We start from the raw sequence: 25,045 nt of genomic DNA on the forward strand, positions 1-25,045 counted from the left end.
GAGCAGCAGCGCGCCGAGGGCGGCGGCACCGAGGCCGCGTTCCGCTACTGGGCGGAGAAGCTGGCCGGCACCGGCCGGCTGCGGCTGCCGCTGGACCGCCCGCGCCCGGCGGACCCCCGGCACCCGGCCGGCTTCGCCACCACCGCCCTCGGCCCGGAACTCACCGCGGCCCTGGACGCCCTCGCTCGCCGGGAGCGCTGCACGCCGTTCATGGTGCTGCTCGCCGCCTACCAGTGCGTGCTGGCCCGCTGGACCGGCAGCACCGACTTCGTGGTCGGCACCCCGCTCGCGGGCCGCACCGAGGCCGCCCAGGAGGAGCTGGTCGGCTACTTCGCCCGCACCGGCGTGCTCCGCGCCGACCTCACCGGCGAGCCCGACTTCCGCACCGTCCTGCACCGCGTCCGCACCGCCACCCTGGGCGCGCTGAGCCACCAGGACGTCCCGCTGGAGCGGCTGGCCACCCACCTGGGCCTGCCCGCCGAGGCCGGCGCGGCGCCGCTCTACCAGGCGGTGTTCGTGCACCAGAGCCAGTACGACCTGGCTGGCGAGGACGGCGGCACCCCGCTGCCCGCCGGGGTCCGCACCGCATCCATGGACTCCGGCTTCGAGCGTGCCAAGACCGATCTGCTGCTGGACAGTTGGCGCACGCCGGACGGCGGGCTGACGCTCTCCTTCTGCTTCGACCGGGAGGTGCTCCAGACCGAGACGGTGGCCGCGCTCGGCACCCGCTGCCACGCGCTGCTCACCGCCGCCGTCGCGGACGTGACGGTGCCGCTGTACGGGGAGTGGCTGATCGGGCGGGACGAGCGGGCCGAACTGCTCGCCCTCGGCACCGGCCCGATCCGCGGTTCCGCTCCCCGCACGGTGCTCGCCCGGTTCGCCGAGCGGGTCGCCGCCGCCCCGGACGCCCCCGCCCTGGAATGCGCGGGCCGCACCCTCTCCTACGCCGAACTCGACCGGCGCTCCGACGAGTTGGCGGCACGACTGGGCTCCGTGGCGGGGCAGCTCGTCGCCGTCCGGCTGGCCCCGTCCTTCGAGCTGGTGACGGCCCTGCTGGCGATCTGGAAGGCCGGCGCGGGCTATCTGCCGCTCGACCCGGCCCACCCGGAGGAGCGGCGGCGGCTGATGCAACGCGAGTCGGGGGCCGTCGCGCTGCTCACCGACGAGGGCGGCTCCGAGGGCCTGCGGATCGTCGAGACCGCCCCGGCGGCCACGGACGACGACCGCTCCGGCCTCGCCTACGTCCTGTTCACCTCCGGCTCCACCGGCACCCCCAAGGCCGTGGCCGTCGACCACACCGCCCTCGCCGCCCGGGTCGACTGGATGGCCGGGCCCGAGGGCTACCGGCTCGCCCCCGGGGACCGGATCGTCCAGTTCGCCTCGATCGGCTTCGACACCCACGCCGAGGAGCTGTGGCCCGCGCTCGCCTCCGGCGCCTGCGTGGTGCTGCTCCCCGGCGGCGGCCGCACCCTGCCCGAACTGCTGCGCGGCCCGCACGGCCCGTCCGTCACCGTCCTCGACCTGCCCACCGCCTACTGGGAGGAGCTGGTCTCGCACGACGACCGCACCCCGTGGCCGGCCGCCCTGCGGCTGGTGGTGCTCGGCGGCTCCGAGGTCCGCGCCGAGGCCGTCGCCCGCTGGCGGGAGCGGCACGGCGACACCGTCCGACTGGTCAACACCTACGGCCCGACCGAGGCCACCGTGATCGTCACCGCCACCGACCTCGGCGCCCCGGACGCCGCCCGCCGCCCGTCCCTGGGCCGCCCGCTGCCCGGCGTGCGGCTGTACGTGCTGGACGAGCGCGGCGCGCTGCTGCCGCGCGGCTCCGAGGGCGAGCTGCACATCGGCGGCACCGGCCTCGCCTGCGGCTACCTGGGCCGACCCGACCTGACGGCCTCGGCGTTCCTCGACGATCCGTTCGCCGGTGATGCCGACGCCGCCGGCCGGATGTACCGCACCGGCGACCGCGCGCGCTGGCGCAGCGACGGGACGCTCGACTACCGCGGCCGCGGCGACGAGCAGGTCAAGCTGCGCGGCTACCGGATCGAACCGGCCGAGATCGAGGCCGCCCTGACCTCGCTCCCGGAGGTGGCCCGGGCCGCCGCCGTGGTGCGCGGCGGCCGCCGCCTGGTCGCGTACGCCGTCCCGGCCCCGGGCGCGGCGCCCGACGCCGCCGATCTGCGCGAGCACCTGCTCCGGCGGCTGCCCGCCTACCTGGTCCCCGACACCGTCGTCCTCCTCGACACCCTGCCCCTGACCCTCAACGGCAAGCTCGACACCGCCGCCCTCCCGGAACCGGCAGCCGCCGCCGCACGCCCGTACCTGGCGCCGCGGACCGATGCCGAGCAGTTGGTCGCCCAGCTGTGGCAGGAGGTGCTCGGGGTGCCGCAGGTGGGAGCGCTGGACGACTTCTTCGAACTCGGCGGCGACTCCCTGCTGGTCACCCGGGTCGTGGCCCGGATCCGGGCGGGCGTCGGCCTGGACGTCCCGATCCGCGACGCCTTCGAGCTCTCGACCGTGGCGGCGCTGGCGGCCCGGGTCGAGGAGCTGCTCGTCGCCGAGATCGAGGCGCTGAGCGAGGACGAGGCGGCCGACCGCCTGGACGACTGAGCCGCCCCGGGAGGGCGCGGGCCGATTCCCGCGCCCTCCCGTTTCACCGCGCCCGGGCCTCGGCGGCCGCCTTGAGGTCGGTCAGCCACGCCTCCAGCCCCGTCCGCAGGATCGCGGTCGCCAGCGGCACATTCGCATCGACCTGCGGCCCGGTGTGGGTCTCCTCGGTGCTGACCCGTACCCCGCCCCGCACCTTGGTGAAGTTCCAGACGTGCACCCCGTCGATGTGCAGGCCCTCCCCGTCCGCCGGGCCGGTCCAGCGGAGGCAGGAGCGGTCCGCGACCTGGCGCACGGTCGAGGTGATGTCCAGAGCGGTGGCCGGGATCCCGACCTCGGGCGGGATCGGCGTCGTCCAGTGGAACGCCGACCCGGCGCGGAACCGCCCGTGGTCGAGGCGCTCGGCGCTGCTGACCGCCTGCTGCCAGGAGGGCCAGCGGTCGACGTCCGTCTGCAGCTTCCAGATCACGTCCAGCGGTGCGTTGATCACGGCCTCGGTCCGGTACCGGATCTGCGCGGCCGGATCGACCCCGGCTCCCCGGCAGGTGAGGCCCTTGGCAGGCTTCGCGGAGTGCGCCCCGGCCGGAGCCGCGGCGCCGCTCAACAGCCCGACAACCAGCGGAACCGTGATCACGGCGGCCCGGATTCCGGCCTTACGCATACCGAACATGGCATTTCCTTCCCTAGCCCTCGTTCTTCTTGTGAGAAGTTCTAACTCCTTCGCATCCCAAGAGTCAATAGCTTCCGTGATACCCTCTAACCAACGCATCCGAGAGGCGACCCCCACCATGGCGAAGAGCGACCCCACCACCCCCCGCGAGCGCTACCGCACCCAGGTCCGCGCCGAGGTCATGGAACGCGCCTGGGAACAGATCGCCACCGCCGGCGCCTCCGCGCTCTCGCTCAACGCGATCGCCAAGCACATGGGCATGAGCGGCCCCGCGCTCTACCGCTACTTCGCCAACCGGGACGAGCTGATCACCGAACTCGTCCGCGAGGCCTACCGCGACCTCGCCGACACCCTCCGCGCGGCCGCCGCCACCGGCGCCGACCTGGCCGGCCTCGCCCGCACACTGCGCACCTGGGCCCTCGCCGACCCGCAGCGCTACCTGCTGCTCTACGGCACCCCGGTGCCCGGCTACGAGGCGCCCGAGGACACGAGGGCGATCTCCCAGGAGATCGCGGTGACGCTCATCGACGCCTGCGCCGCCACCCTCCCCCAGGGCGCCCCGGCGTCCCCGCTCGCCACCCACGTCGCCGACCACCGCACCTGGGCCGCCGGCCACCCCGCCCCGCCCGAGGCGCTCGCCCTGTTCCTCAGCCTCTGGACCCGCCTCCACGGCGTCCTGTCCCTCGAACTGGCCGGCCACTTCGGCGGCATGGGCTTCGACGCGGAGGTCCTCTTCGAGTCCGAACTCGCCACCCTGCTGGGCTGATTCAGCCCCTCCGCACACCCGCCATCGGCCGCGCCCGCTCCAGCAGCCCCCGCACCCGCGCATCGCGGCGGTGCGGGCGCACCGCCGCGACCATCGCCCGGAACCGGTCGTCCGCCCGACCGGACTGCACCTGCGGATAGTCGTCCAAGGCCAAGTGCCAGTTCTGCACGGCTTCTTCGACCCGACCGACCTCGACCTGCCACTCGGCGAGCATCGCCCGATGACGCACCCGGGCCCGCCGGTACACGGCGGGCCTGACCTTCTCGGAGCGTTGCAGCGCCCTGATCGCCCCTTCCCGGTCGCCGAGTTCATGGTTCACCTGGGCCACGTGATAGGCGAGCGACGCGGGATCGTACGAGCCGTGCGCCTTCGCCTTGGACTCGGCCTGCTCCATGGCGACTTCCGCCGCCCGCAGCATCGCCAGCGCCCCCGCGCGATCGCCGGTCCGCGCGAGGGAATGCGCCTGCTGCCCGGCCAGGAAGGCCCGCATCCTCGGCCCGGCCTGCGGCGAGGCACTCGACGCCGCATCCGCAAGCCGTACCGCCTCCGCCCCGTGACCGAGTTCGACGGCCTGCACGCTCATGCCACGCAACGTGGTGCAGTACGTGAGATGGTCACCGGCCGCGAGCGCGAGCTCCAGCGCCTTGGTGTAGTAGCTCTGCCCCAGCGTGTCCAGACGTTCGTCGACGGCCATGTACCCCGTCAGATAGAGGTGGTCGGCCGCAGCGGAGAGCATCGCCCTGCGCACCTCGTCCGAGGCCGTGGCGCGAAGGTACGGGACGATGTTGTTGACCATGAACGCCGCCGCCATGGGCCGCGCGGTGCGCCCTCCGAACTGGTCGTCGATCTCACTGATCCGCTCCGTCATGGCAATGACGGACTCGACCTCACCCATCCCGATCCTGGCATGCGGATCGGACCCGAGCCTCTCGAACCTCCCCACCACGTCCGGCCACCCGGGAATGGTCAGCGCTACCGAGTAGAGGCCAGCCCCGAGCACGCCTCTGCGCGATGGATCCATGTCGGCACTCCCGAGGTCGACCAGTCCTTCCACCATATCCACGGACGGTTCCTGCTGATCGGGCTGATCCACGAATCCTGCCTCGAATGCCGTGACAACCCGCTCAAGACGCCGGCTCAGAACCTCCAGCACCACTTGCCGGTACTTGGCCATGGGACGCGTACCGGAGAGCCAGTGCGACACCGCCGACTCTTCGTACTTGAGCCTGAAGCCACCCTCTGTACCGGCCCGGTTGATCGCACGCGCGAACTCGCCATTGCTTCTCCACCGGCACTCTGTGCCCTACGAGAAGGCCGGGTTCCGGACGGTCGGGGCCCTGCGGGAGGCGGGGTACTGGCTCGGGCGGGTCTGCGACGAGGTAGTGATGGATGCCCTGGCCGCGGAGTTCGCCGGGCCTTCGGTGGTCGCGCCCCTGGTAGCCGGGTAGCTCGCCCTCAGCGGCGATGGGCGTCCTGGCGCGAGGTCTGCCGATCGGGTGATCATGGTGTGACGCGATGTCATGTCCGATGGTCGAGAGGGTGTTCAAGATGCTGGTCGACTGGCCTGCCGAGACGTTCGTGTTACGCCTGCACCGGATTCCCGGGCTGGTGGCGGGTGTTGCTCCGGGGAGTCCGGAGGGGACAGCTGTGGTGCTGGGGCCCGAGGTCGGCGGGGAGGGGGAGCAGTGGGTGGCGGAGCGGTTCCGGGTGATCAACCACCGGATCCGGCATGTCGCCACCGGGCTGTACCTGACCGCCGAGACGTCGAGCCGGGGCGCGGCGGTCACGCTGCGGCCCAAGTTCTCCGACACCGGCAGTGATACCTCGTACTGGCGGCAGGCGTGGCGGGCCTTCGTGCAGCGCGACACCGGTCGGCTGATGGCTCTCCACGACTCCTCCAACTGCCTGCTCGGACTGGCCGATCCGGCGGCCCAGCGGCCGGGTGGGCCGCTGATCCTGGAGAAGGGTGCCGGGGCCGAGGACCGGGCCTGCACCGCGTGGGCGCCCGCGCCGGCGCCTGCGCCGAAGCCCGCACCCGCCCCGGCACCGAAGGCCACCGATCTGCCGGTGGGGACGGGACGGGTCCGGGTGCCGGCCCGGCGCTTCGAGAGGGACAGCCGGACCGTCGAGGGGATCTTCGAGGAGACGGTCTTCCGGGAGGTCCCCGGTGAACTCCTCACCCCGGGCACCAGCATCAACACCTTCGACTTCGACCACTACTCCCGGGGCGACTGGTACCGGGAGGGCCGGGAGGGAACTCTGCTGGCCTTCACGGACAGCTACGAGACCAACGGCGCCGTACGCAAGGCTTTCCACCGGCTGCCCGGGGAGCCCGCCCGCTACGTGGACGGCGACGAGGTCACCGTCCACTACGTGCCGCCGAAGCTGGTCGCGCGCACCAACTTCCCCGCCGCGCTCTTCGCCGACGTCGACGGCGCCCTCGTCCGGACGCCGTGGAAGCTGGCCAGCGGCCATGGCTTCTACAGCCAGCCCGAGCGTCGCGAGGGCCTCTACGACCCCAGGGTGGACGGCGCCGGCACCGTCGTGCAGTGGAACAAGACCTGGATCGACGACAACGACACCAGCTCCAAGGTCTTCCTCCGCTTCGACGGCCACTACTTCATCGACCAGGTCAACATCACCTGGGCCGAGGGCGAGAAGCCCTGACCCGACCCCGCCCGCCCGGTCGACTCCCGTCCATGACCCTTGACGGGAGTCGGCCGGGTCCACCATGGTGTGGTCCACTCCCTCGCACCGCTGCCCCCATCGGTACTCCCCCACCTGGAGACGGCATGCGTGCAACCGTTCTGTCCCGACCCGGCCGCAGGCGCGGCCGACTCTCCGTCGGGCTCGCCGTGAGTGCCCTCGCGGCGGCCGCCTCGACCGTCGGGCTGGCGTCCAGCGCCGGGTTCGCCGCCGGTGCGGCGGATCCGCAGCCGCACGCCGAGCTGATCCTCAACGGGGGCTTCGACTCCTACCCGTGGATCTGGAAGTGCGACGGTAGCGTCGGGTCCAGCAGCATCCCGCACGACCACTACGTGACGGGGTATCCGAACGCCGACAACAATGCCCGGTGCACGCAGCGGGTGCGGGTGCTGCCGAACTCCCACTACCTGCTGTCCGCCACGGTGCGCGGCTCGTTCGCCTTCGTCGGCGTGACGGGAGCAGGGGGCGAGAACGCCTCGACCTGGTCGAGCCGGAGCGATTGGAACAACCTGTCGGTGCAGGTCGACACCGGGCCGGACACCACCGAGCTGACCGTGTACTTCCACGGCTGGTACGAGCAGCCGGCGTACGACGTGCGACGGGTGTCCTTCAGCGGCCCCGGGTACCCGCCGCCGCCCTGCGGGGAGCCCGAGAGCCCGTCGCCGACGCCGACGGGCACCGACGGCCCCGGATCGCCCACGCCCACGCCCACCTGCCAGCGCACGTACATCCCCTGACGGTCGGCGCTCCCCCACACCCGGAGACACCCATGCGCCCGTCACGCCCCCGCCGTGCCCCTGGCGGCAACCCACTCGGCTCCGTCCTCGGCGCCCTCGTCCTGGCCAGTGCGGCCGCTGTGGCCGCGAACGGTTCTGCCGCAGCCCAGCCGGCGCCGGTGGAATGGATCAAGAACGGCGAGTTCCGCGACCCGCTCGCCCGCGGCTGGACCTGCGAAGGCGAGTTCACGCAGACCGACCGGGGCGTCGAGGGACGCCCAGGTGGACAGAGTTACGCCGGCTGCACGCAGCGGGTGCCGGTAGTGGCCGGTACGCGGTACAGCTTCGCGGCCTCCATGGCCGGCGCCTACACCTTCGTCACCGTCTCCGGCACCGGGACGGGCAGCGGCGAGGTGACCCTCTGGGCCGACGGGCCGAACTGGCGGTCCCTCGCCACGACCCTCGCGATCGGCAACAGCCACGAGGTGACCGTCACGTTCCACGGCTGGTACGGGCAGGGCCCCTACCAGGTGAACCGGGTCTCGATGATCGGGCCGATGTACCCCGACGAGTGCGCCACCCCGTCCCCCGCTCCGAGCGTCCCCGGACCGAGCGCGCCCGCACCGGCCTCGACCCCGCCGTGTCTGCCCCGGCCTGCCGAGCCTCCCACCGGGTCCGTCTGACGACGTCGACCGGGGTGATGGCCCGGTTCAGGGGGAGGGGCGGCTGCGGTGGGCGCGCTGGCGGCAGGCAGCGCCGCAGTAGCGGGCCGGGCGGCCGGTGGGGCGGAGGGTGAGCACGGTGCCGCACTGCTCGCAGGCCGGGGCGGGGTGCGGACCCCGGTTGTCACGAAAGGAGCGTCCTTCCGTGACAACCGGGGCGGACGGTCGCAGGCCGTCCAGGGTCAGCCGGACGAGCCGGAGCCCGGCCGCGCGGTCGTGACGGACCCTCAGCATCGCGGCACACCCCACGGTGAGGGCCACCACGTCGTCGGGGCCGATCTCCGGCCGGACGCCGCCGTCCCGCTGCGCGGCCCGCAGCAGCGTCTCCAGGAGCTGGTGCAGGCGCGCCACCGTCGCGGTCAGCACCGGACGCGGCCAGCTCGCGTCGGCGTCCAGCGCGTCGCAGACGGTCGCGCGGCTGCGGGTGGTGCCGACCACCTCCAGGAGGAACCCGAAGAAGGCCTCGGTGGGCGCGGAGCGGGCCGTCCGTCTCTCGCCGGAGGCGACCAGTTCGCCCAACTGCTGGGCGAACACCGCCTCGACGAGCGCGTGCTTGGTCGGGAAGTGCCGGTACACCGTGCCGGCGCCGATGCCCGCCCGGCGGGCGATGTCCCCGAGCGGGACGTCGAGCCCCCGCTCCGCGAACGCCTCGCCCGCCGCCGACAGCACCCGAGCCCGATTGCGGCGGGCGTCGCTCCGGTCGCCCGCGCCGGTCACCGTCGTCATGTCACGAAACCCCTTGTCCCCCGGAGCCAAACGGGTTGGAGTATCCCAGATCCCCGGCGCTGAAGCACCGACCGGGGCCAAGGAGGACGAGATGACCATCGAACGCACTGGACGCAAGGACACGGCCTGGGGCCTCGTCGCCGTGACCGGCGCCACCGGGAATCAGGGCGGGGCGACGGCCCGGCGGCTGCTGGCCGCCGGGCGCCCCGTCCGCGCCCTGGTCCGGGACCGGGCGGCGCCCGGCGCCGTGGCACTCGCGGAGGCCGGGGCCGAGCTGGCCGTCGCGGACCTGGACGACCCGGCGAGCCTGGGCCCAGCCCTGGCCGGCGCCGGCGCGCTGTTCGCCGTGCCGCCGGTGGCCTACGGGCCGACGGGCATCGACGAGGAGCTGGAGTTCGGTCGCGGCCGGGCCCTGGCAGACGCGGCCGCCGCCGCCGGGGTCCGCCAGGTGGTGTTCACCGGTGTCGCCCCGACCACCGGGGCCGCGTTCGCGGCCCCCGGAAAGCGACGCATCGAGCAGTACCTGCGCGAGCGGATCGGGCAGGTGACGGTCTTGCGGCCGGTGCGGTTCATGACCAACTACCTGGGGCTGGCCGGAATCGGCTTCGACGGCTTCAGGGACGGGGTCAACCGCCACCTCTTCCTCCCGGACGAACCGCTCCAGATGATCGCCCTGGAGGACATCGCCGAGTTCGCCGCGCTGGCCTTCGAGCAGCCGGAGCGGTTCGCCGGCCGGACGCTGGAGCTGGCCGGTGACGCCCCGACCCCGGTCGAGGCCGTCGCCGCGATCGCCGCCGCGACCGGGCGGGCGCTGCGCTACGAGCAGATCGGCCACGAGGAGGCCGCGGCGCTGCACCCCGGGCTGGCCGAAGTCCGCCGGCAGTGGGCCGAGGGCCACCGCTGGCGGGTCGACATCGAGGCGCTGCGGGTGGTCCACCCCGGGCTGCGCAGTCTCGGTGACTGGCTCGCCGAGGGCGGCGCCGCCGCGCTGCGCGCCCGGTTCGACGCCACCGGCGACAGCGCCGCTCCGGGGCCGACGTCCTGACCGGCCGTCAAGCGAGCTCGAACAGCGCCTCCGGAGCCGGTCCGGGTGCCGGTGCGAGAACCTCGCGGAGCTCCTGGACGGCGCGGCGCCAGGCGGGGCCGTCCTCGCTCTCGTCCCAGAGCTCGGCGAGCTCGGACTCGTCGGCGAGCACCCGGTCCAGGGCCGAAGCGGCTATCGGCCTCAGGTCGACGGCGAACTCCGGAAGGGGCTCGTCGGGCCCGTAGGCGCTGGTGACCGGCTCCCCACCGGGGCACTGGGAGGCCACGAGGGCGGCGGCGGCCACCGCCTCCACCGCCTCGTCGAAGTCGAGGTACTCCTCGGCCCCGGTGTCGGCGGCCAGCGTCAGCACTCAGCGGAGCACGCCCTCCCGGTCCCCCGCGGCCGCCTCGTCGAGGCCGGCGCAGAAGTCCGCCGCGGTGTCGTTGTCGAAGTGTCCGATGTCCCAGGTGCCCACAGTGCTCTCCTCAGTTCGCTCGTGGGGATCATGGCACCGCCCACCGACAATCACGCGGGCTCAGCCGCCGGCGGCCTCCGCGATGCGGGCCTCCAGGGCCGCGGCGAGCGCGTCGACGGCGGCCGGGGTGAAGGCGTGCTCGTTGTAGCGGAGCCAGCAGACCAGGGAGCCGTCGGGCTGTTCGGTGGCGGCGAGTTCCGGGACGTGGCGGTCGCCGCCGGGCATCGGGTAGGGGACGGTGGCGCGGCGCGGGACCTCCCAGGCGGTGCAGGCGAGGCCGGGGAGCTGGGCGGGGGCGTTCCAGCTCTCGTAGCGGAGCCAGGCGGCGAACGGGACCAGCGGGCTGAACTCCGCGAAGGGGTAGAGCTGGTGGTCCAGGGCCGCGGTGGCGGTGTCGCGGACCCGGGCGAGGAGTTCGGCGAAGCCGGGAGCGCCGGAGGCGTCGACCCTCAGCAGGAGGGACTGGACGAAGCAGCCGACGGCCTGTTCGGCCTCGGGCGTGGTGCGGCCGGGGACGGGGGTCATCAGGACCAGGTCGGCCTGACCGCTGCGCTCCGCGAGCAGGCCGAGCCAGACGGTGGCGAGGGCCTGGAAGGGGGTCGCCCCGGCCTCGGCGGCCCGGTCGCGGAGGGCGGCGGCCCGGTCGGCGGGGACGGTGAGCCGGTGAGCTGCGCTGAGCACCGTCTCGGTGTCGGTGCGGCCCGGGAAGGGGTGCACCGCCTCCGGGGCGCCGGCCAGGGTGCGGGCGAAGTGGGACCGGGCGAGCGGCCAGTTGGCGTTGGAGCGGGAGACCAGCTCGCCGAGCGTCGGCATCGGCCGGGGCGGGGGCGCCGGGCGCCCGCGGCGCAGGGCCGAGTAGATGACGCCGAGGTCGCGCAGCAGTACGCCGACCGACCAGCCGTCGCCCACGATGTGGTGGACGGCGAGCAGCACCGCGTGGTCCTCGGCGCCCCGGCTGACCACGGCGAGGCCGGTCATCGGGCCCTCGCCGACGTCGGTGAGCCGGTCCCGGGCGGCGATCAGCCGGTCCGACACCTCGTCGTCGCTCTCCCCCGGGGCGTCGACCAGGACGGCCTCCACCTGCGGCTCGGGGTCGACGACGGCGCGCCGGACGCCCGGCAGGGCGCCGGGCACGGGCACGAAGCGGGTGCGCAGCGCGGGGTGGCGGCGCACCGCCTCGTACAGGGCCTCGGTCAGCAGGCCCGGGTCCAGTGCTTCGGTGACGCGGAACATCACGGCGACCGCGCCGACGTTGCGGCCCTCGGCCTCGGCCATCCAGCGCAGGAAGTTCTCCTGCTGGGAGGTGAGCGGGATGTCGTGGGGCTGGGCGCGCAGTTCGCGCAGGAACGGGGAGAGCGCGGCTTCGTCGACCGGGGGCGCGGCCTCGGCGGTCCTGGGCGCGGTGGCGAGCCAGGCGGCCTGGGCGCGCAGCGAGGGCCGTTCGAAGACCAGGGCGGTGCTCGCGGCGACGCCGAACGCGGCGGAGACGGCGGCGGCGAGCTGGACGGCGCGGAAGGAGTCGCCGCCGAGCGCGAAGAACTCGTCCTCGACGGCCGCGACCGGCCGGCCGAGCACCTTGCGCCAGACGGCGGCGAGGGCGAGTTCGGTGCCGGTGGTGGGCGGGGTGCCGGCCGGGGCCTCGGCGGGGGTGTCGAATCGTGCCCGCAGTTCGTGCTTGACGACCTTTCCGCTGGGGTTGCGGGGCAGCCGGTCGGTGAGCAGGATCCGGACCGGCAGTTCGGCCCGGCCGAGGCGGGCGGCGAGGAAGAGGCGCAGTTCGTCGAGGTCCAGGCCGTCGGCGGCGGGCACGACGGCGGCCACCGGCACCGCGCCCATGACGGGGTGCGGGAGGCCGAGCGCGGCGGCGTCGGCGACCTGGGGGTGGGCGTGCAGGACGTCCTCGATGCGCAGCGTGGAGACCTTGAGGGCACCGGACTTGATGATGTCGCTCTCCCGGTCGACCAGGTGGAGGTAGCCGTCGGCGTCGAGCCGGCCGAGGTCTCCCATCCGCACCCAGCCGTCGCGGAAGACGGCGGCCGTGGCCTGCGCGCCGGCCGTGTAGCCGCGCGGGGGCCCCGGCTGGCGCAGCCAGACCTCGCCGACGGTGCCGGTCGCGACCGGCTGCCCGTCCTCGTCGAGCAGCCGCAGGTCGGCCGGGTTGGTGGGGCGGCCGACCGAGCCGGGCCGGCGGGGGTCGACGACGGCGGATATCTGGGCGGGCGAGGCCTCGGCGGAGGTGTAGGTGTTGACCAGGGTGGCGGTCGGCAGGGCTTCGCGCAGGGCGGCGGCGACGGGGGCGGGCAGGGCGGCGGCGGAGGAGCTGATCAGTAGGACGCTGCTCAGGTCGTGCCGCCCGGCCGTACCGGAGTTGAGCAGTTCGACGGCCATCGAGGGCACCAGGAAGACGGTGCCGGCGCGGTACTCGGCGACGGTCCGGCCGAACTCCTCGGCGTCGAAGCGCGGCAGGCAGATCGTGGCGGGCGCGGCGACCAGCGCGTTGACCAGCACCACCTGGGCCGCGTTGGTGCCGATCGGGAAGGCGTGCACGGCGTGCGCGGAGTGGGCGTAGGGGCGCGGGCGCGGGTCGAGCCGCTGGCCGGCCGTCAGGCTGGCGTGGGCGGCGTGCACGCCCTTGGGCGCGCCGGTGGTGCCGGAGGTGCCGATGACCTGGGCGAGGTCGCCGGGGGCGGGGCGGTGCGGCGGTTCCTGCGCGCCGTCGCCGGCACCGCGGCCGTCGGCCTCCAGCCCGGCCAGCGGCAGGCAGCGGACGCCGGCCGCGGCGGCCCGCTCCTCGTCGGCGGATCCGGCGACCGCGAGGACCACCGCGCTGTCGCCCGCCAGCCGCGCGGTGTCCTCGGCGCTCAGGTCCTCGCGGACGACGACGGCCGCCGCGCCCGCGTAGTGCGCGGCCAGGAAGGCCACCGCGTAGGCGTCCCAGGAGCGGTTGGGGAAGAGCAGCAGCACCCGCTCGCCCGGCCGGAGGCCCGCCCGGGCGAGCCCGTGGGCGGCGCGCACCGCCCGCTCCCGCCACGTCCGGTAGTCGAGTGCCGGTCGGCCGGGGGCGATCAGCGCGGGCCGGTCGGGGTGCCGGGCGGCCCGGTCGTCGAGCAGGTCGGTCAGGGTGAGCGCGTCGGGCGTCCCGGGTGCCGAAGCGGCGGCGGTGGGAACGGCACTGACGGTGGATCGGGTGCTGATGACGACTCCCGGAAGTGGCCAGGACGGGGCGCGGCCGATCGGCCGGACGGGTGGCTGGTCCAGACCGTAGCGGCTCGGCGCCGTCCCCCGCCAGAGTCGTCCGCCTGCGGACCGCGGGGACGGTACGGGAGGCGGCGGTCGGCGGCGCGGGCTTCCCGGTGACGGTCTGCGACCGCGGGCGCGGTCGCGGAGCGTAGCCGCCGGGCGGGCGCCGGTGGGAGGGATCCGGAGGATGGGGTCCGGGAGAGCCCCTGGGAGTAGAGCGGCGCGGTCGGGGCAGGCGGGGGCCCGGACGGCCCGCACCGCGGCGGTCGCGTCTGGACGTGCCGTGCCGCGCGGTTCGGGCGATCATGAGGGAACGTGCCTCGAAAGGTGGAATGCGATGTTCCAGCTCCTGTGGATTCTGCTCATCGGCTTCGTGCTCGGTGTGATCGCCAAGCTGATCCTGCGCGGCCCGCAGGCCATCCCGTGGTGGCTGACCATGCTGCTCGGTGCGGCCGGGGCCTGGCTGGGCAACGCGGTCGCCGGGTGGATCGGTGTCCGGCACACCTCCGGCATCGACTGGATCCGCCATCTGCTCCAGCTCGCCTTCGCGGTCGGCCTGATCGGCATCGTCGCCCCCGCCTGGAGCTCCCGCCGGTCCAGGTGACGGCCGGTCCAGGTGACCGGCGGTCCCGGCCGCGCCCCGGGCCGGGACCGCGCCCGGACCCGGTCCGGCCCGGGTCCGGAGGGTGGTCCGGCGCGATGCTGTTCGATGCGGCGCGGCTAGACTCGCACGGCCGTCGCAGCCCGACGGCCGTGCCGCCGAACTCGCGAGGGAACAGAACATGGTCGAGGCCGCCCCGAAGGTCGTTGTGGTCGTGCCCACCTACAACGAGCGGGAGAACCTTCCGGTCCTCGCCGGCCTGCTGGCCGGGCTCGACCTGCCGAACCTGCATCTGCTGGTCGTCGACGACAACTCCCCCGACGGCACCGGCGAGGTGGCCGACAAGCTGGCCGCCGAGTCCGAGGGCCGGGTCTCGGTGCTGCACCGCACCGAGAAGGACGGCCTGGGCCGCGCCTACGTGGCCGGCATGGCCCGGGCCCTGGAGGACGGCGCGGACGTGGTCGTCCAGATGGACGCGGACCTGTCCCACCCGGCCGCCGTGCTGCCGCTCATGGTGGAGACCCTGCTCGCCGACGACACGGCCGTGGTGCTCGGCTCCCGGTACGTGCCCGGCGGGTCGACCGCCGAGGAGTGGCCGTGGCACCGCAAGGCGCTCTCCGCCTGGGCCAACCTCTACGTGAACACCATCCTCGGCCTGGGCGTGCGCGACGCCACCGCCGGCTTCAAGGCCTGGAAGGCGCAGACCCTGCGGGCCATCGACCTGCCGTCGGTGAACAGCAACGGGTACTCGTTCCAGGTCGAGCTGAACCACCGGGTGGTGCGCCAGGGGCTGACCATCAAGGAGGTGCCGATCCGCTTCGAGGAGCGGGTCGAGGGCGCGTCCAAGATGAGCCTCGGGGTGCAGGTGGAGTCGGCGCTCGCGCCGTGGAAGCTGCTGCGCGAGGGGCGCGGCAAGCAGTAGCCACCGGTTCCGCCCGACGCGGTCCGGACCGACGGGGAACGCGGGGCGGGAGAGACCGGTGGGAAACGGGGGACGGGGAAGGAGGTGCGCATGGCCCTGCTACCGGACTCCGTGGTCGGCCTGCTGCGCCGCGCCGCCCGTGAACCCTTCGCCGTCCAGACCGCCCGGGCGACCGTCGCCGCCACCCTCTCCTACGTGGTGGCGACCTGGCTCAGCAGCGAACCGGCCCCCCTGACGGCCCCGCTGACCGCGCTGCTGGTGGTCCAGGTCACCGTCTACTCGACGCTCACCACCAGCATCCGCCGGGTGAACTCGGTGGTCGTCGGCGTGCTGATCGCGATCGGCTTCAGCGCGGTGGTCGGGCTCTCCTGGTGGAGCCTCGGGCTGATCATCCTGGCCTCGCTGGTCATCGGCCGGTTCGTCCGGGTGGACGAGTTCGTCCAGGAGGTCGCGATCAGCGCGATGCTGATCCTGGGCGTCACCAAACTCGCCTCGCAGGCCTGGGACCGGGTGCTGGAGACACTGATCGGCGCGAGCGTCGGCCTGCTGTTCAACCTGGTGTTCGCCCCGCCGGTCTGGCTGGACACCGCGGGCGAGTCGATCGAGGACCTGGCCCGCCGGGCCCGGCACCTGCTGCTCGACCTCTCCGAGCAGCTGGGCCGGCCCACCGCCGTCGCGGACGCCGCCGAGCGCCTGCACGAGGCCCGCCGGCTCGACCAGGCGATCGCCGACGTCGATGCCGCGCTGCGCCAGGCCGAGGACAGCCTCAGGTTCAACCCCCGGATCAGCGAGGGGCTGCTCTCCCGGCTGGTGCTGCGCACCGGCCTGGACACGCTGGAGATCTGCGTGGTGGTGATCCGGGTCATCTCGCGCTCGCTCACCGACCTCGCCAAACGGCGCGGGCCCGGCGAGCCGTTGGTGGCGCCGGGCCTCGCGGTGGCGATGGAGGAGCTGCTCGCCCATGTCGGCGGTGCGCTGGTGAGCTTCGCCGTGCTGGTCACCACCCAGGTCAGCCGGAACGCCGAGGAGGCCGAGGAGCGGCTCGCCGCCGAGCTGACGGCCGCCTGGGCGAGCCGGGAGAACGTCGCCCGGCTGCTGCTGGAGCAGGTCCGCGCGGACCCGGACTCCTGGCACCTGCTCGGGTCGCTGCTGACCGAGGTCGACCGGATCCTCGACGAACTGGACCTGGAGCACCGCTCCCGGCGGCTGATGGAGGAGCTGGACCGGGCCTCGGTGGCGGGCCGGGAGCGGTTCTCCCGGCTCGGTCGGCTGCGCCGCTGGCTGCGCGGCGACCCGGTCCTCGCCCGGGTCCGCCGCCGCCGCGGGAAGGCGTCGGCGGGCGCCCGGAGCTGAGCCCTGGGTCGGGTCCGGGCGCTCAGCCCGCTGCGGCGTCGAGCAGCCGCTGGATGTCGATCTTGCGCATCTCCAGCATCGCCGCGGTGACCCGCCCGGCCTTGGCCCGGTCCGGGTCGGCGACCAGGTCGATCAGCACCTGCGGGGTGACCTGCCAGGACAGGCCCCAGCGGTCCTTGAGCCAGCCGCACGGCCCCTCCTGGCCGCCGCCCTCCAGCAGGGCCGCCCAGAGCCGGTCCACCTCCGCCTGGTCGTCGCAGTGCACCTGGAGCGAGACGGCCTCGGTGAACGGGAAGATCGGGCCGCCGTTGAGGGCCACGTAGGGTCGGCCGCCGAGTTCGAAGGCGACCGTCAGCACGGTGCCGGCCGTGCCCGGGCCGGCCTCGGTGTAGTGGGTGACGCCGGTGATCCGGGAGTCGGGGATGACCGAGGTGTAGTACCGGACGGCTTCCTCGGCCTGGTCGTCGAACCAGAGACAGGGTGTGATCTGCTGCATGGGGCAGACGGTAGCGGCGGGCCCCGACGGGGCGGCCGCGCCACGCCACGCCGCGGCCGGGGGGCACCGGTTCGGTGCTCCGCCGGCCGCGGCGCCCGGGGATCCGGACTCAGTGCACCCAGCCCGCGTACCGGCGGGTGAAGCGCTGGCCGGTGGCGGCGGTGACCACCACGTCGTAGCGGCCCTGCTTGTCCAGCGGCCAGACCAGGTTGCTCTGCTTGCCCGGCCGGACCCAGACGGTCTGCGCGGTGCCGGCGAAGTCGTTCGGCACGGCGGTGAAGCAGACGTCGGTCATGCCGTCGTTGACGAGCTGGAGGGTGAGGCGCTTGGAGCCGGACAGGTCGGCGGTGACGATCGGCACCGCGATGTCGTTCTGGCCGGACGGCTGCTCGGCGTCGCCCTGGCCGTCGCGGACCACGGTGCCGGCGAAGCGGCGGACGAAGCCGTCCGGGCCGTGCACGGTGAAGTCGTAGCGGCCGTTGGTCTTCGCGGCCTCCCAGACGTACGTGGCCGAGGCGCCGGGGGCCACGGTGAACGGCGTCCCGGCGAAGGGCTGGACGATGTTCGGGTAGACCGTGTACGGGAAGGCCACGGCGCCGTCGTTGCTCATCGTGCAGGTGACCCGGCCGGTGAGGCGGTCCACCTCCGCCTCGGCCCAGGGCTGGTAGGGCAGGTGGCGGTGCGGGCGGTCGCCCCGCTCCGGCACCGGCATGGACTGGGCGCCGACGGCCGGCAGCTGCACACCGGGGAGCTTGGTGCCCGCGTCGGCCTTGGCCATCAGGGCGTTGGTGTCCGGCAGTTGCGGGATCGAGTGGTCCGGGGCGGCGAAGTCGAAGCAACTGGTGAGGTCGCCGCAGACGGCGCGGCGCCAGGCGGAGATGTTGGGCTCGGCCACACCGGTGACCTGCTCCATGAAGCGCAGCACCGAAGTGTGGTCGAAGACCTGGGAGTTGACCCAGCCGCCGCGCGACCAGGGCGAGGCGACCCAGAGCGGGACGCGGTTGCCGAGGCCGATGGCGCGGCCCTGGGTGAACTCCTCCGGGGTGCCCGGCTCGGGGGTGGGCGGCACCATGTGGTCGAAGTAGCCGTCGTTCTCGTCGTACATGACCAGGAAGACGGTGTGCCGCCACACGTCCGGGTTGGACATCAGCGACTGCAGGGCCTGGTTCACCCAGTGCGCGCCGTACGCCGGTCCGGCCTCCGGGTGCTCGGAGAACAGGTACGGCGCGACCAGCCAGGAGACGGTCGGCAGGGTGCCGTCCTTGCAGTGCGCGTCGAAGGCCGCCGGGTCGAACTTGGTCATCGCGTTGATGTAACGCGGGTCGTCCTTCGGGAAGTTGTGGAACTGCTTGAAGTACGAGAGCGCGTTGTCGTCGTAGTCGCCGGTGCGGTCGTCCTTGCTGGGGTTGTGGTAGACCCGCCAGGTGACGCCCGCCGACTGCAGACGCTCGGCGTAGGTGGTCCAGTCGGCCACCGGGTTGTCGGTGACCGGGGTGTTGTCGATCCACGGGCCGGTGGTGCCGTCCCGGCCGGGGCCCGCGGTGCCGGTCCACAGGTAGAGCCGGTTGGGGTCGGTCGGCCCGGCCAGCGAGGTGAAGTAGGCGTCGCACAGGGTGAACGCGTCGGCGAGCGCGTACTGGTAGGGGATGTCCTCGCGGGTGAAGTAGCCCATGGTGCGCTCGCCCTTGGCGGCGATCCACTTGTTCATCGCGCCGTTGTTGATGGCCTGGTGGCCGGTGGCCCAGTCGTGCGGCAGGCCGCCGGCGTTCTGCGCGTTGTACTTCGAGGTGTCCATCCGGTACGGCAGCATCGCGTTGCCGTCGCTGCGGCGCGGGTCGGGCTGGCGGAACACGTCGGTGCCGTCGGGGAACTGGAGCCCCTGCTTGTCGCCGAAGCCGCGCACGCCGTTGAGGGCGCCGAAGTAGTGGTCGAAGCTGCGGTTCTCCTGCATCAGCACCACGACGTGCTTGACGTCCTTGATGGTGCCGGTGAGGCGGTCCGGAGCGGCGGCGGGCTGGGTGGGCGCGGCCTGGGCCGGGGTGCCCTGGAGGCCGGTCAGGGCGACGGCGCCGGCGGCGGTGGCGCCGACGAAGGTGCGGCGGGAGAGCTCGGACATCGCGAACTGGCCTTTCAGAGCTGGAAGGTGGCGACCGCGGCGGCGGTGTCGGACGGCCACTGGTTGGCGGCGAGGGCGGCCGGGTCGGCGGCGGTGGCCGGCCAGTCGGCGACCAGGGTGTGCGCCTCGACGAGCCGCAGCTTCCCCCGGTACAGCACGTAGTCGATCCGGTCCTGCGGCTCGGCCTTGCCGGCGGCGCGCTGCTTGCGGACCGGCGACCAGGTGGTGCCGGGCGCCTTCACCGGGTCCCGGTTCTCCTCGCGGAAGGTGTCGGTGAGTCCGGCCTCCTGGAGGGCGGTGGTGACCGGCCAGGCGAGCGCGCCGGCGCCGCCGTGCGCGGCGGCGGTGGCGGCCGTCCAGTCCAGGTGCGAGGGCGAGGACAGGCCGCCGGCGAGCACCACCGGGGCGCCCGCGGCGGCGTCGGCGGTGACGGCGGCGGCCAGCGCCCGGGCCTGCCGGAGCCGGACCGAGGCGTTCTCGGCCGCGAGGACCTGCGCGGCGGTGCGGCCGTCCTGGAGGGCGTACGGGCCGTAGTCGGACTCGTCGAGGTGCGCGGTCCAGACCCGGACAGCGCGGCCGCCGGGCAGCTGCACGGTCGCCGCGGCGGCGGGCAGTTCGGCGGTGGCCGGGGTGACGGCGGTCAGCGGGTAGCGGCTGAGCAGGCCGACGCTGCCGGCGCTCTGGTGGGCGTACCAGCCGAGGGCGTCGGCCAGCGTCTGGGCGGCCTTGCCGCCGGTCTCCTGGAGTGCGAGCACGTCCAGGCCCTGGGCGAGCACGACCCGCAGCTGCTTCTCGGTGGCGTCGGTGAAGGCGGCACCGGCGTTGGCCAGGTTCCAGCCGGCGACCTTGAGCCGGGGCGCGGTGGCCGGGTCCACGACCGGGAGCAGCACGGTCACGGTGTCGGTGGCTCCGGCGCTGTCCTTGACGCCGACGACCAGGACCTCGGGGGTGCGCGGCGCGGCGCCGCCCGGCGCGGTGCCGGTGACGGTGCCGTCGGCGGCGACCGCGAGCCAGGCCGGTCCGGAGACCTTCCGGAAGGTCGCGCTGCCGGCCGGGTTCCCGGCGGGGCGGGCCCAGAGGCCGCCGAGCTCGACGGTGACGGCCGCGCCGGGGGCGACGGGGGTGGCGGTGAAGGAGTCCACCACGGCGTGCGGGCGGACCACGGCCGGCTTGGGCCGGAACGTGAACGGCTGGGTCCTGGCGAGGATGCCGTAGCCGTCCTTGGCGAGCAGGTAGGCCGTGTACGGGCCGCCGGTGAGGGCGGAGGTGTCGAGCTGGACGTCGCCGTCGGCGGCCGGGGTGTACTTCCAGAGCAGGGAGCTGCCGGTGCCGGGCAGGCGGTCCCCGTCGTAGATGCCGACCCAGTTCTTGGGGTCGGGGGCGTCGGTGGTCCAGTGGAAGGTGAGGCGGTCGCCCTCGACGGGGCTGCTCGACGACGTGCTGGTCAGGGTGCTGCCGGTGGCCACGGATGTCCTGTCCGCCGCTCGGGCACCGGGCCGTCGGGGGGTACCGGGCCGGGGCCGTCCGCGGCTGGTGACGGAGGCTTGGGAGGGTCGGCCCATCAACAGTTGGCTGTACAACTGTGGGCCGGGCCCATTCATCCGAAGACCGGCGACCGGGACATGAACGAAACGTGACGGGATGTCGGGCGGAACGGGAAATGTGGCGCGGGCAGCACGGAACGAGCGGCGTGGCGCAGGGAACGTGGGGCGTAAGGAGTGGGGCGGGGCGCGGGCGGGGGCGCCGGCCGTCAGGCGAGGGTGAGGAAGAGCTTCTCCAGCTCGGCCTCGGTCATCGGCGCCGTGCCCTCCTCGGCACCCGCCATGCACTGGCGCATGCCGCTCGCCACGATCTTGAAACCGGCCCGGTCGAGCGCCCTCGACACGGCGGCCAGCTGGGTCACCACGTCCTTGCAGTCCCGGCCGGCCTCGATCATGGCGATCACGCCGGCCAACTGGCCCTGGGCGCGCCGCAGCCGGTTCAGGACGGCGCCGACGGCCTCCTCGTCCACCTGCATGTCAGGACCGCCCTCCACTGTCGACCACCGGTCCTCCAGTGTACCCCGTGGGGTATCCGGACCTCGATGGTCGACCGGGGGGCCGTGCCGTCGGCAAGGAGCTCCCGCCAGCTCCGCGGCAGCTCCCGGGCAGCGCCGGGCCAGTTCCGGGTCAGCGCCGGGCCAGCCGCCGTTCCCCGCCCGCCCCCGTGACGTACTCCAGCTTGTAGTGCGCGAACACCTCGGGCTCGTCCTCGGCCGGCAGCACGTCGTCCACGCCGATCGAGGGCGCCTGCTTCACCAGCGCCTTCGGGAACGCCACCCGGAGGTACCCCGGCCCCAGCACCGCGCCGTCCAGCGGGACGAACACCAGCCGCCGCTTCATCGCCAGACCGATCGTGACCGTCACGAAGTACGGCTCGTCACTGGCGGTCTCGACGTAGACGGACTCCAGGGTGCCGATCCGGTGGTCCTTCTCGTCCACGACGGCCTGCCCCCGCCACTCCCTGATGTCGGCCGGAACGATCTCGGCTACAGCCATGCTTGCCTCCCACTCCCGCTCCACGGCGGCACGCCACGGTTGTGGGCGGCGCCCCGGACCCTCCCATCCTGCGCCTGTCCGCCCCGGCCCGCCCGCCGGGCCGGGGCGCGGATTCACTGGATCAGGTCGGTGTGCGGGTGCTCCGGGGACTCCGGGCAGACGTAGATCTGCAGGTGGTTGCCCTTGGAGACCTGGACCCCGGGCGGGTTGGCCAGATCGGCGAGGCGCGCCGCGGCGAGCTCCCGGTCCTCGTACGGGACCCAGCCGTGGGTACCGCCGTCCCATTCACCGGAGGCGATGGTCAGCAGCGGGGTCATCCCGGCGCCGCAGACCTCGCAGCGGCGGGCGACGGGATCGGTGAGGCCCCACGGGGCCCAGCCACCGACCTTCCAGCCCGGAGCCTCGGCCAGCGCGGCGTCGTAGAACGCCTGCGGGTAGGGCTCGTAGGAGCCGTCCAGGGCGGGGTCGGCCACCCGCCACCTGCTCCAGTCGGTCAGCTGTTGCCGCAGCTCCCCGCTCAGTTCGAGGAAGTCGGGGTACTCGGTGATCCGCTCCGGTGCGAGCACGCACGGGACCGGGAGGTAGCCGTCGTACTCGACGACCTTCGGCCCGGGCGGCGCGGCGAGGACCTCGGTGACCTCCGCGGCCGACCGCCAGACCAGCACGGTCGGCGGCTTGAGGTCCGGCTCGTGCTCGACGGGGCACCAGAACACCTGGAGCAGGTCCGCCCCGGCGGGCGGGCGCAGCAGCGGGACGTCGCGCAGGTGGAGCTGGACCACGGGCACCATCGGGTTCGGCCCCTCGTGCTCCTCGTCGGTCGCATCGTCCCACCACCCGTGCTGTTCGCCGCAGTGCGGCCAGGGCTCGTCGGCGGGCCACAGGAACGGTCCGCCGACCGAACTCTCGTAGGGCGAAGGAGCCCCGGGCCGGGGGTGCAGCCGGACCGCCTCCCGTGCCAGCGGGGCGAGTTCGGGGAACACCGAGGTCACGTCGAGCGGGCGCGGCGGGGTGGTGCGGGAGTGGTTCACGACCGTGATACTGCCAGGCGCCTCCGACAGCGGACCGTCGGGACCCGGGCCGGGGCCGTTCCGGCCCATCCCGCCGCAACGCGGCCATTGCGCACAAGCGGGGGTGAACCGACCTCGCCGCACCACGGGCGTACCCGAACACCTACGCTGTGCGCCGACGGATCATCAGTTCGGCCAGGTGCGGAGGCGTGGGGACAGTGGTGGGTTACAACGAGATGTGGGAGCCGGGCGAGCCCGGCGTCCCCGCCGACCTCCGGCCGGAGATTCCGCACCCGGCGCGGATGTACGACTACTACCTGGGCGGCAAGGACAACTTCCCGTCCGACCGCGAGGCGGCCGAGCGGGCGCTGGCGGCCAACCCGGAGTTCAGATCCACCGCGCGCGCCAACCGGGGCTTCCTGAACCGGGCGGTGCGCCATGTGGCCGGACTCGGCATCGACCAGTTCCTCGACATCGGCACCGGCATCCCGACCGCCGGCAACACCCATGAGATCGCCCAGGCCGTCGATCCGGGCGCCCGGATCGTCTACGTCGACAACGACCCGATCGTGCTCGCCCACGCCCGCGCCCTGATGGGCGGCACCGCCGTCGGCCGGACCACCGTCATCCAGGCCGACCTGCGCGAGCCGGTCGACCTGCTCGCCGCCGCCGAGGCCGAGAAGCTGCTCGACTTCGACAAGCCGATGGCCCTGGTACTGGCCGCCGTGCTGCACTTCGTGCCGGACGAGAACGGACCGTACGAGATCGTCCGCACGCTGCTGGACACCCTCGCGCCCGGCAGCCACCTGATCCTGTCCCACGGCACCGCCGACTTCATCCCCGCCGAGGTCCGCGACCGGGTGACCGGCGTCTACAGCAAGGCCACCGCACCGCTGGTCGGCCGCAGCCGGGAGCAGGTGGGCGCCTTCCTGGACGGCCTGGACGTGCTGGACCCCGGGGTGGTCACCGTCCCGCTGTGGCGTCCGGAGGGCGACCCGGCCCCCGGCGCGGACCGGGTCAGCATGTACGGCGCGGTCGGCCGCAAGTCCTGACGGAACGGCACAGCACAGCCCTGCATGGCACAGCCCTGCCGTGCACGGCATTGCACAGCCCTGCGACAGCACCGCACTGCGACGGTGGCGGCCCGGTCCGTCCGGGCGCCACCGCGCGACGGCGTCAGGCGGGCTTGCCCGCGCGGATCGAGTACATCAGCGGGACGCGGGGCTGACCGGCCGGGAAGCGGAAGCCCCGGTCGCGCTCCAGGACCGGGAAGCGCGGGAACAGCGTGAAGTCGTGCTCGTGGAGGAACTCGACCCGCAGGCCCTCGGCCACCAGGGCGCTGAGGACGTCGCCGATCCCGTGCTGCCACTCGACGGTCCTGGTGGCCGAGGACGTCACCTCGCCGTCGGTGTAGGTGCTGGGGTCGTCCCAGACCGTGGCGTCGCGGTCGAAGTAGTCGTACTCCACCGTCCGGCCGTCGTCGCCCAGGGTGTCGCCGAAGGGGTGGAACTCCGCCAGGTAGAGGAAGCCGCCCGGGGCGACCAGGGAGGCCGCGGTGCGGGCCCAGCGCTCGATGTCCGGCAGCCAGCACAGGGCGCCGAGGCCGGTGTAGACGATGTCGAAGGTCTGCCCGTCGAGCGTCTCCACCGCCTCGTACACGTCGGAGACGACGAAGCGGGCCGAGTCCGCGCCGATCTTCGCGGCCAGTTCGGTGGCGGCGTGCACCGCCGGCTCGGAGAAGTCCAGGCCGGTCACGGTGGCGCCGCGGCGGGCCCAGGACAGCGTGTCCAGGCCGATGTGGCACTGGAGATGGAGCAGGGACTTGCCGCTGACGTCACCGACCTCGGCCAGCTCGAAACCGCGCAGCGCCTCGTTGCCGGACACGAAGCCGGGGAGGTCGTAGAAGTCGCTGGCCGTGTGCACCGGGACGCGGCCGTCCCAGTTGGCGCGGTTGGTCGCCAGCCAGTCGTCGGGGGCAGGGGTCTTCTCCATACCGACCACGCTGCCAGAGCCCGGAGCACCCCTCAAATGCTTTTCACGGCCGCCGCGGGCCGTCCTCGGCGGCGGCGCGGTCGGGGAGATCGGGTAGACCGGCGAGGTCGAGAACGTCGAGCAGGGGCGGGTCCAGCGGCCAGGGGAACCCCGGCGCGACGGTGCCGACGGCGGCCGAGGCGGCCGCGGCCAGCCGGAGGGCTCCGAGCAGGGGCGGGCCGTCCGGGGGGCCGGGGCGGGCGGCGGGGAGGCGGACCGCGAGCGCGTCCAGGGTCGCCCGGCGCAGCGGGTCGAAGCGGAACAGGCCACCGGTCAGGGCGAGCCGGGGCTCGGCCCCACCGGCGGCCGTGGCGGCGGCGGTCGCGGTGG

The 25,045-nt window shown here is 74.0% G+C and carries 22 protein-coding genes and 2 pseudogenes; 11 read left to right on the top strand and 13 right to left on the bottom strand.

What is annotated here, in order from left to right; genetic code table 11:
- A partial coding sequence (locus BI06_RS37910; RefSeq protein WP_051742749.1) for a non-ribosomal peptide synthetase occupies positions 1-2,610 on the top strand: 2,610 nt, incomplete at its 5' end.
- 43 nt (positions 2,611-2,653) lie between these two features.
- Here the strand turns inward: BI06_RS37910 and BI06_RS37915 are convergent.
- Positions 2,654-3,277, bottom strand: a complete 624-nt coding sequence (locus BI06_RS37915) for an SRPBCC family protein (protein ID WP_199523419.1) — start codon at positions 3,275-3,277, stop codon at positions 2,654-2,656.
- 118 nt (positions 3,278-3,395) lie between these two features.
- Here BI06_RS37915 and BI06_RS37920 point away from each other — a divergent pair, with 118 nt between their 5' ends.
- Positions 3,396-4,043, top strand: coding sequence for a TetR/AcrR family transcriptional regulator (locus BI06_RS37920; RefSeq protein ID WP_043475875.1), 648 nt, complete (start codon positions 3,396-3,398; stop codon positions 4,041-4,043).
- A gap of 1 nt (position 4,044) precedes the next feature.
- Here BI06_RS37920 and BI06_RS37925 read toward each other — a convergent pair whose 3' ends face one another.
- Positions 4,045-5,217, bottom strand: a complete 1,173-nt coding sequence (locus tag BI06_RS37925; protein ID WP_233290455.1) for a tetratricopeptide repeat protein — start codon at positions 5,215-5,217, stop codon at positions 4,045-4,047.
- A 124-nt stretch (positions 5,218-5,341) separates the two neighbouring features.
- Between BI06_RS37925 and BI06_RS52990 the strand changes: the two genes are divergently transcribed.
- From BI06_RS52990 to BI06_RS37940, 4 genes are all read left to right on the top strand, one after another.
- On the top strand, positions 5,342-5,491 hold the full coding sequence (locus BI06_RS52990) for a hypothetical protein (protein WP_206743651.1): 150 nt from the start codon (positions 5,342-5,344) through the stop codon (positions 5,489-5,491).
- A 199-nt stretch (positions 5,492-5,690) separates the two neighbouring features.
- Positions 5,691-6,710 carry an RICIN domain-containing protein gene (locus BI06_RS37930; RefSeq protein ID WP_043475876.1) on the top strand — a complete coding sequence of 340 codons (1,020 nt, stop codon included), beginning with the start codon at positions 5,691-5,693 and terminating at the stop codon, positions 6,708-6,710.
- 125 nt (positions 6,711-6,835) lie between these two features.
- Positions 6,836-7,486: a hypothetical protein gene (locus BI06_RS37935; RefSeq protein WP_051742750.1), complete on the top strand. Its 651-nt coding sequence runs from the start codon at positions 6,836-6,838 to the stop codon at positions 7,484-7,486.
- A gap of 158 nt (positions 7,487-7,644) precedes the next feature.
- Entirely contained in the window at positions 7,645-8,148 is a 504-nt protein-coding gene (locus BI06_RS37940; protein ID WP_149030608.1) for a hypothetical protein, read from the top strand.
- A 27-nt stretch (positions 8,149-8,175) separates the two neighbouring features.
- On the opposite strand, the gene BI06_RS37945 is transcribed toward BI06_RS37940, so the two are convergent.
- Positions 8,176-8,913: a TetR/AcrR family transcriptional regulator gene (locus BI06_RS37945; protein ID WP_043475879.1), complete on the bottom strand. Its 738-nt coding sequence runs from the start codon at positions 8,911-8,913 to the stop codon at positions 8,176-8,178.
- A gap of 91 nt (positions 8,914-9,004) precedes the next feature.
- Between BI06_RS37945 and BI06_RS37950 the strand changes: the two genes are divergently transcribed.
- Positions 9,005-9,958 (top strand): NmrA family NAD(P)-binding protein, encoded by a 954-nt coding sequence (locus BI06_RS37950; protein ID WP_082558976.1) that lies wholly within the window; start codon positions 9,005-9,007, stop codon positions 9,956-9,958.
- A 7-nt stretch (positions 9,959-9,965) separates the two neighbouring features.
- On the opposite strand, the pseudogene BI06_RS37955 reads toward BI06_RS37950, so the two are convergent.
- Together BI06_RS37955 and BI06_RS37960 are read right to left on the bottom strand one after the other, a co-directional pair.
- Positions 9,966-10,412: pseudogene (locus BI06_RS37955) on the bottom strand (DUF4259 domain-containing protein).
- A 60-nt stretch (positions 10,413-10,472) separates the two neighbouring features.
- The gene (locus tag BI06_RS37960; protein WP_063795122.1) at positions 10,473-13,607 is read right to left on the bottom strand and encodes an AMP-binding protein; all 3,135 of its coding nucleotides are present in this window, start codon (positions 13,605-13,607) and stop codon (positions 10,473-10,475) included.
- A gap of 382 nt (positions 13,608-13,989) precedes the next feature.
- Between BI06_RS37960 and BI06_RS37965 the strand changes: the two genes are divergently transcribed.
- The 3 genes from BI06_RS37965 (at position 13,990) to BI06_RS37975 (ending at position 16,528) form a co-directional block, all read left to right on the top strand.
- Positions 13,990-14,256 (top strand): GlsB/YeaQ/YmgE family stress response membrane protein, encoded by a 267-nt coding sequence (locus BI06_RS37965; RefSeq protein WP_030393150.1) that lies wholly within the window; start codon positions 13,990-13,992, stop codon positions 14,254-14,256.
- A gap of 178 nt (positions 14,257-14,434) precedes the next feature.
- Positions 14,435-15,175 (top strand): polyprenol monophosphomannose synthase, encoded by a 741-nt coding sequence (locus tag BI06_RS37970; protein ID WP_030393151.1) that lies wholly within the window; start codon positions 14,435-14,437, stop codon positions 15,173-15,175.
- A gap of 90 nt (positions 15,176-15,265) precedes the next feature.
- A complete protein-coding gene (locus tag BI06_RS37975; protein ID WP_030393152.1) occupies positions 15,266-16,528 on the top strand; it encodes an aromatic acid exporter family protein in 1,263 nt (420 codons plus the stop codon).
- Positions 16,529-16,550: 22 nt separating this feature from the next.
- On the opposite strand, the gene BI06_RS37980 is transcribed toward BI06_RS37975, so the two are convergent.
- The 6 genes from BI06_RS37980 to BI06_RS38005 form a co-directional block, all read right to left on the bottom strand.
- A complete protein-coding gene (locus tag BI06_RS37980; protein WP_030393153.1) occupies positions 16,551-17,024 on the bottom strand; it encodes a VOC family protein in 474 nt (157 codons plus the stop codon).
- 109 nt (positions 17,025-17,133) lie between these two features.
- The gene (locus BI06_RS37985; protein ID WP_030393154.1) at positions 17,134-19,140 is read right to left on the bottom strand and encodes a phosphocholine-specific phospholipase C; all 2,007 of its coding nucleotides are present in this window, start codon (positions 19,138-19,140) and stop codon (positions 17,134-17,136) included.
- Positions 19,141-19,154: 14 nt separating this feature from the next.
- A complete protein-coding gene (locus BI06_RS37990) occupies positions 19,155-20,606 on the bottom strand; it encodes an endonuclease/exonuclease/phosphatase family protein (RefSeq protein WP_043475880.1) in 1,452 nt (483 codons plus the stop codon).
- A gap of 284 nt (positions 20,607-20,890) precedes the next feature.
- The gene (locus BI06_RS37995) at positions 20,891-21,157 is read right to left on the bottom strand and encodes a metal-sensitive transcriptional regulator (protein ID WP_030393156.1); all 267 of its coding nucleotides are present in this window, start codon (positions 21,155-21,157) and stop codon (positions 20,891-20,893) included.
- A 151-nt stretch (positions 21,158-21,308) separates the two neighbouring features.
- Entirely contained in the window at positions 21,309-21,677 is a 369-nt protein-coding gene (locus BI06_RS38000; protein ID WP_043475882.1) for a PRC-barrel domain-containing protein, read from the bottom strand.
- A 113-nt stretch (positions 21,678-21,790) separates the two neighbouring features.
- Complete coding sequence (locus BI06_RS38005; RefSeq protein ID WP_043475884.1) at positions 21,791-22,705, bottom strand: hypothetical protein; 915 nt, start codon at positions 22,703-22,705, stop codon at positions 21,791-21,793.
- 188 nt (positions 22,706-22,893) lie between these two features.
- Between BI06_RS38005 and BI06_RS38010 the strand changes: the two genes are divergently transcribed.
- Complete coding sequence (locus tag BI06_RS38010; protein WP_369826363.1) at positions 22,894-23,736, top strand: SAM-dependent methyltransferase; 843 nt, start codon at positions 22,894-22,896, stop codon at positions 23,734-23,736.
- Positions 23,737-23,860: 124 nt separating this feature from the next.
- On the opposite strand, the gene BI06_RS38015 is transcribed toward BI06_RS38010, so the two are convergent.
- Both BI06_RS38015 and BI06_RS51800 read right to left on the bottom strand, forming a co-directional pair.
- Positions 23,861-24,676, bottom strand: a complete 816-nt coding sequence (locus BI06_RS38015; protein WP_043475887.1) for a bifunctional 2-polyprenyl-6-hydroxyphenol methylase/3-demethylubiquinol 3-O-methyltransferase UbiG — start codon at positions 24,674-24,676, stop codon at positions 23,861-23,863.
- Positions 24,677-24,719: 43 nt separating this feature from the next.
- Positions 24,720-25,045 (bottom strand): annotated as a pseudogene (locus BI06_RS51800) (hypothetical protein); the annotation flags it as partial.

Source organism: Kitasatospora sp. MBT66 (assembly GCF_000710405.2).
GTDB classification, from domain to species: Bacteria; Actinomycetota; Actinomycetes; order Streptomycetales; family Streptomycetaceae; genus Kitasatospora; species Kitasatospora purpeofusca.

Bases quoted from the DNA above. Each gene is read 5' to 3' on its own strand.
- BI06_RS37915 (WP_199523419.1), bottom strand. From the start codon at position 3,277: ATGTTCGGTATGCGTAAGGCCGGAATCCGGGCCGCCGTGATCACGGTT.
- BI06_RS37920 (WP_043475875.1), top strand. From the start codon at position 3,396: ATGGCGAAGAGCGACCCCACCACCCCCCGCGAGCGCTACCGCACCCAG.
- BI06_RS37925 (WP_233290455.1), bottom strand. From the start codon at position 5,217: ATGGCCAAGTACCGGCAAGTGGTGCTGGAGGTTCTGAGCCGGCGTCTT.
- BI06_RS37935 (WP_051742750.1), top strand. From the start codon at position 6,836: ATGCGTGCAACCGTTCTGTCCCGACCCGGCCGCAGGCGCGGCCGACTC.
- BI06_RS37945 (WP_043475879.1), bottom strand. From the start codon at position 8,913: ATGACGACGGTGACCGGCGCGGGCGACCGGAGCGACGCCCGCCGCAAT.
- BI06_RS37950 (WP_082558976.1), top strand. From the start codon at position 9,005: ATGACCATCGAACGCACTGGACGCAAGGACACGGCCTGGGGCCTCGTC.
- BI06_RS37965 (WP_030393150.1), top strand. From the start codon at position 13,990: ATGTTCCAGCTCCTGTGGATTCTGCTCATCGGCTTCGTGCTCGGTGTG.
- BI06_RS37970 (WP_030393151.1), top strand. From the start codon at position 14,435: ATGGTCGAGGCCGCCCCGAAGGTCGTTGTGGTCGTGCCCACCTACAAC.
- BI06_RS37975 (WP_030393152.1), top strand. From the start codon at position 15,266: ATGGCCCTGCTACCGGACTCCGTGGTCGGCCTGCTGCGCCGCGCCGCC.
- BI06_RS37980 (WP_030393153.1), bottom strand. From the start codon at position 17,024: ATGCAGCAGATCACACCCTGTCTCTGGTTCGACGACCAGGCCGAGGAA.
- BI06_RS37985 (WP_030393154.1), bottom strand. From the start codon at position 19,140: ATGTCCGAGCTCTCCCGCCGCACCTTCGTCGGCGCCACCGCCGCCGGC.
- BI06_RS37995 (WP_030393156.1), bottom strand. From the start codon at position 21,157: ATGCAGGTGGACGAGGAGGCCGTCGGCGCCGTCCTGAACCGGCTGCGG.
- BI06_RS38000 (WP_043475882.1), bottom strand. From the start codon at position 21,677: ATGGCTGTAGCCGAGATCGTTCCGGCCGACATCAGGGAGTGGCGGGGG.
- BI06_RS38015 (WP_043475887.1), bottom strand. From the start codon at position 24,676: ATGGAGAAGACCCCTGCCCCCGACGACTGGCTGGCGACCAACCGCGCC.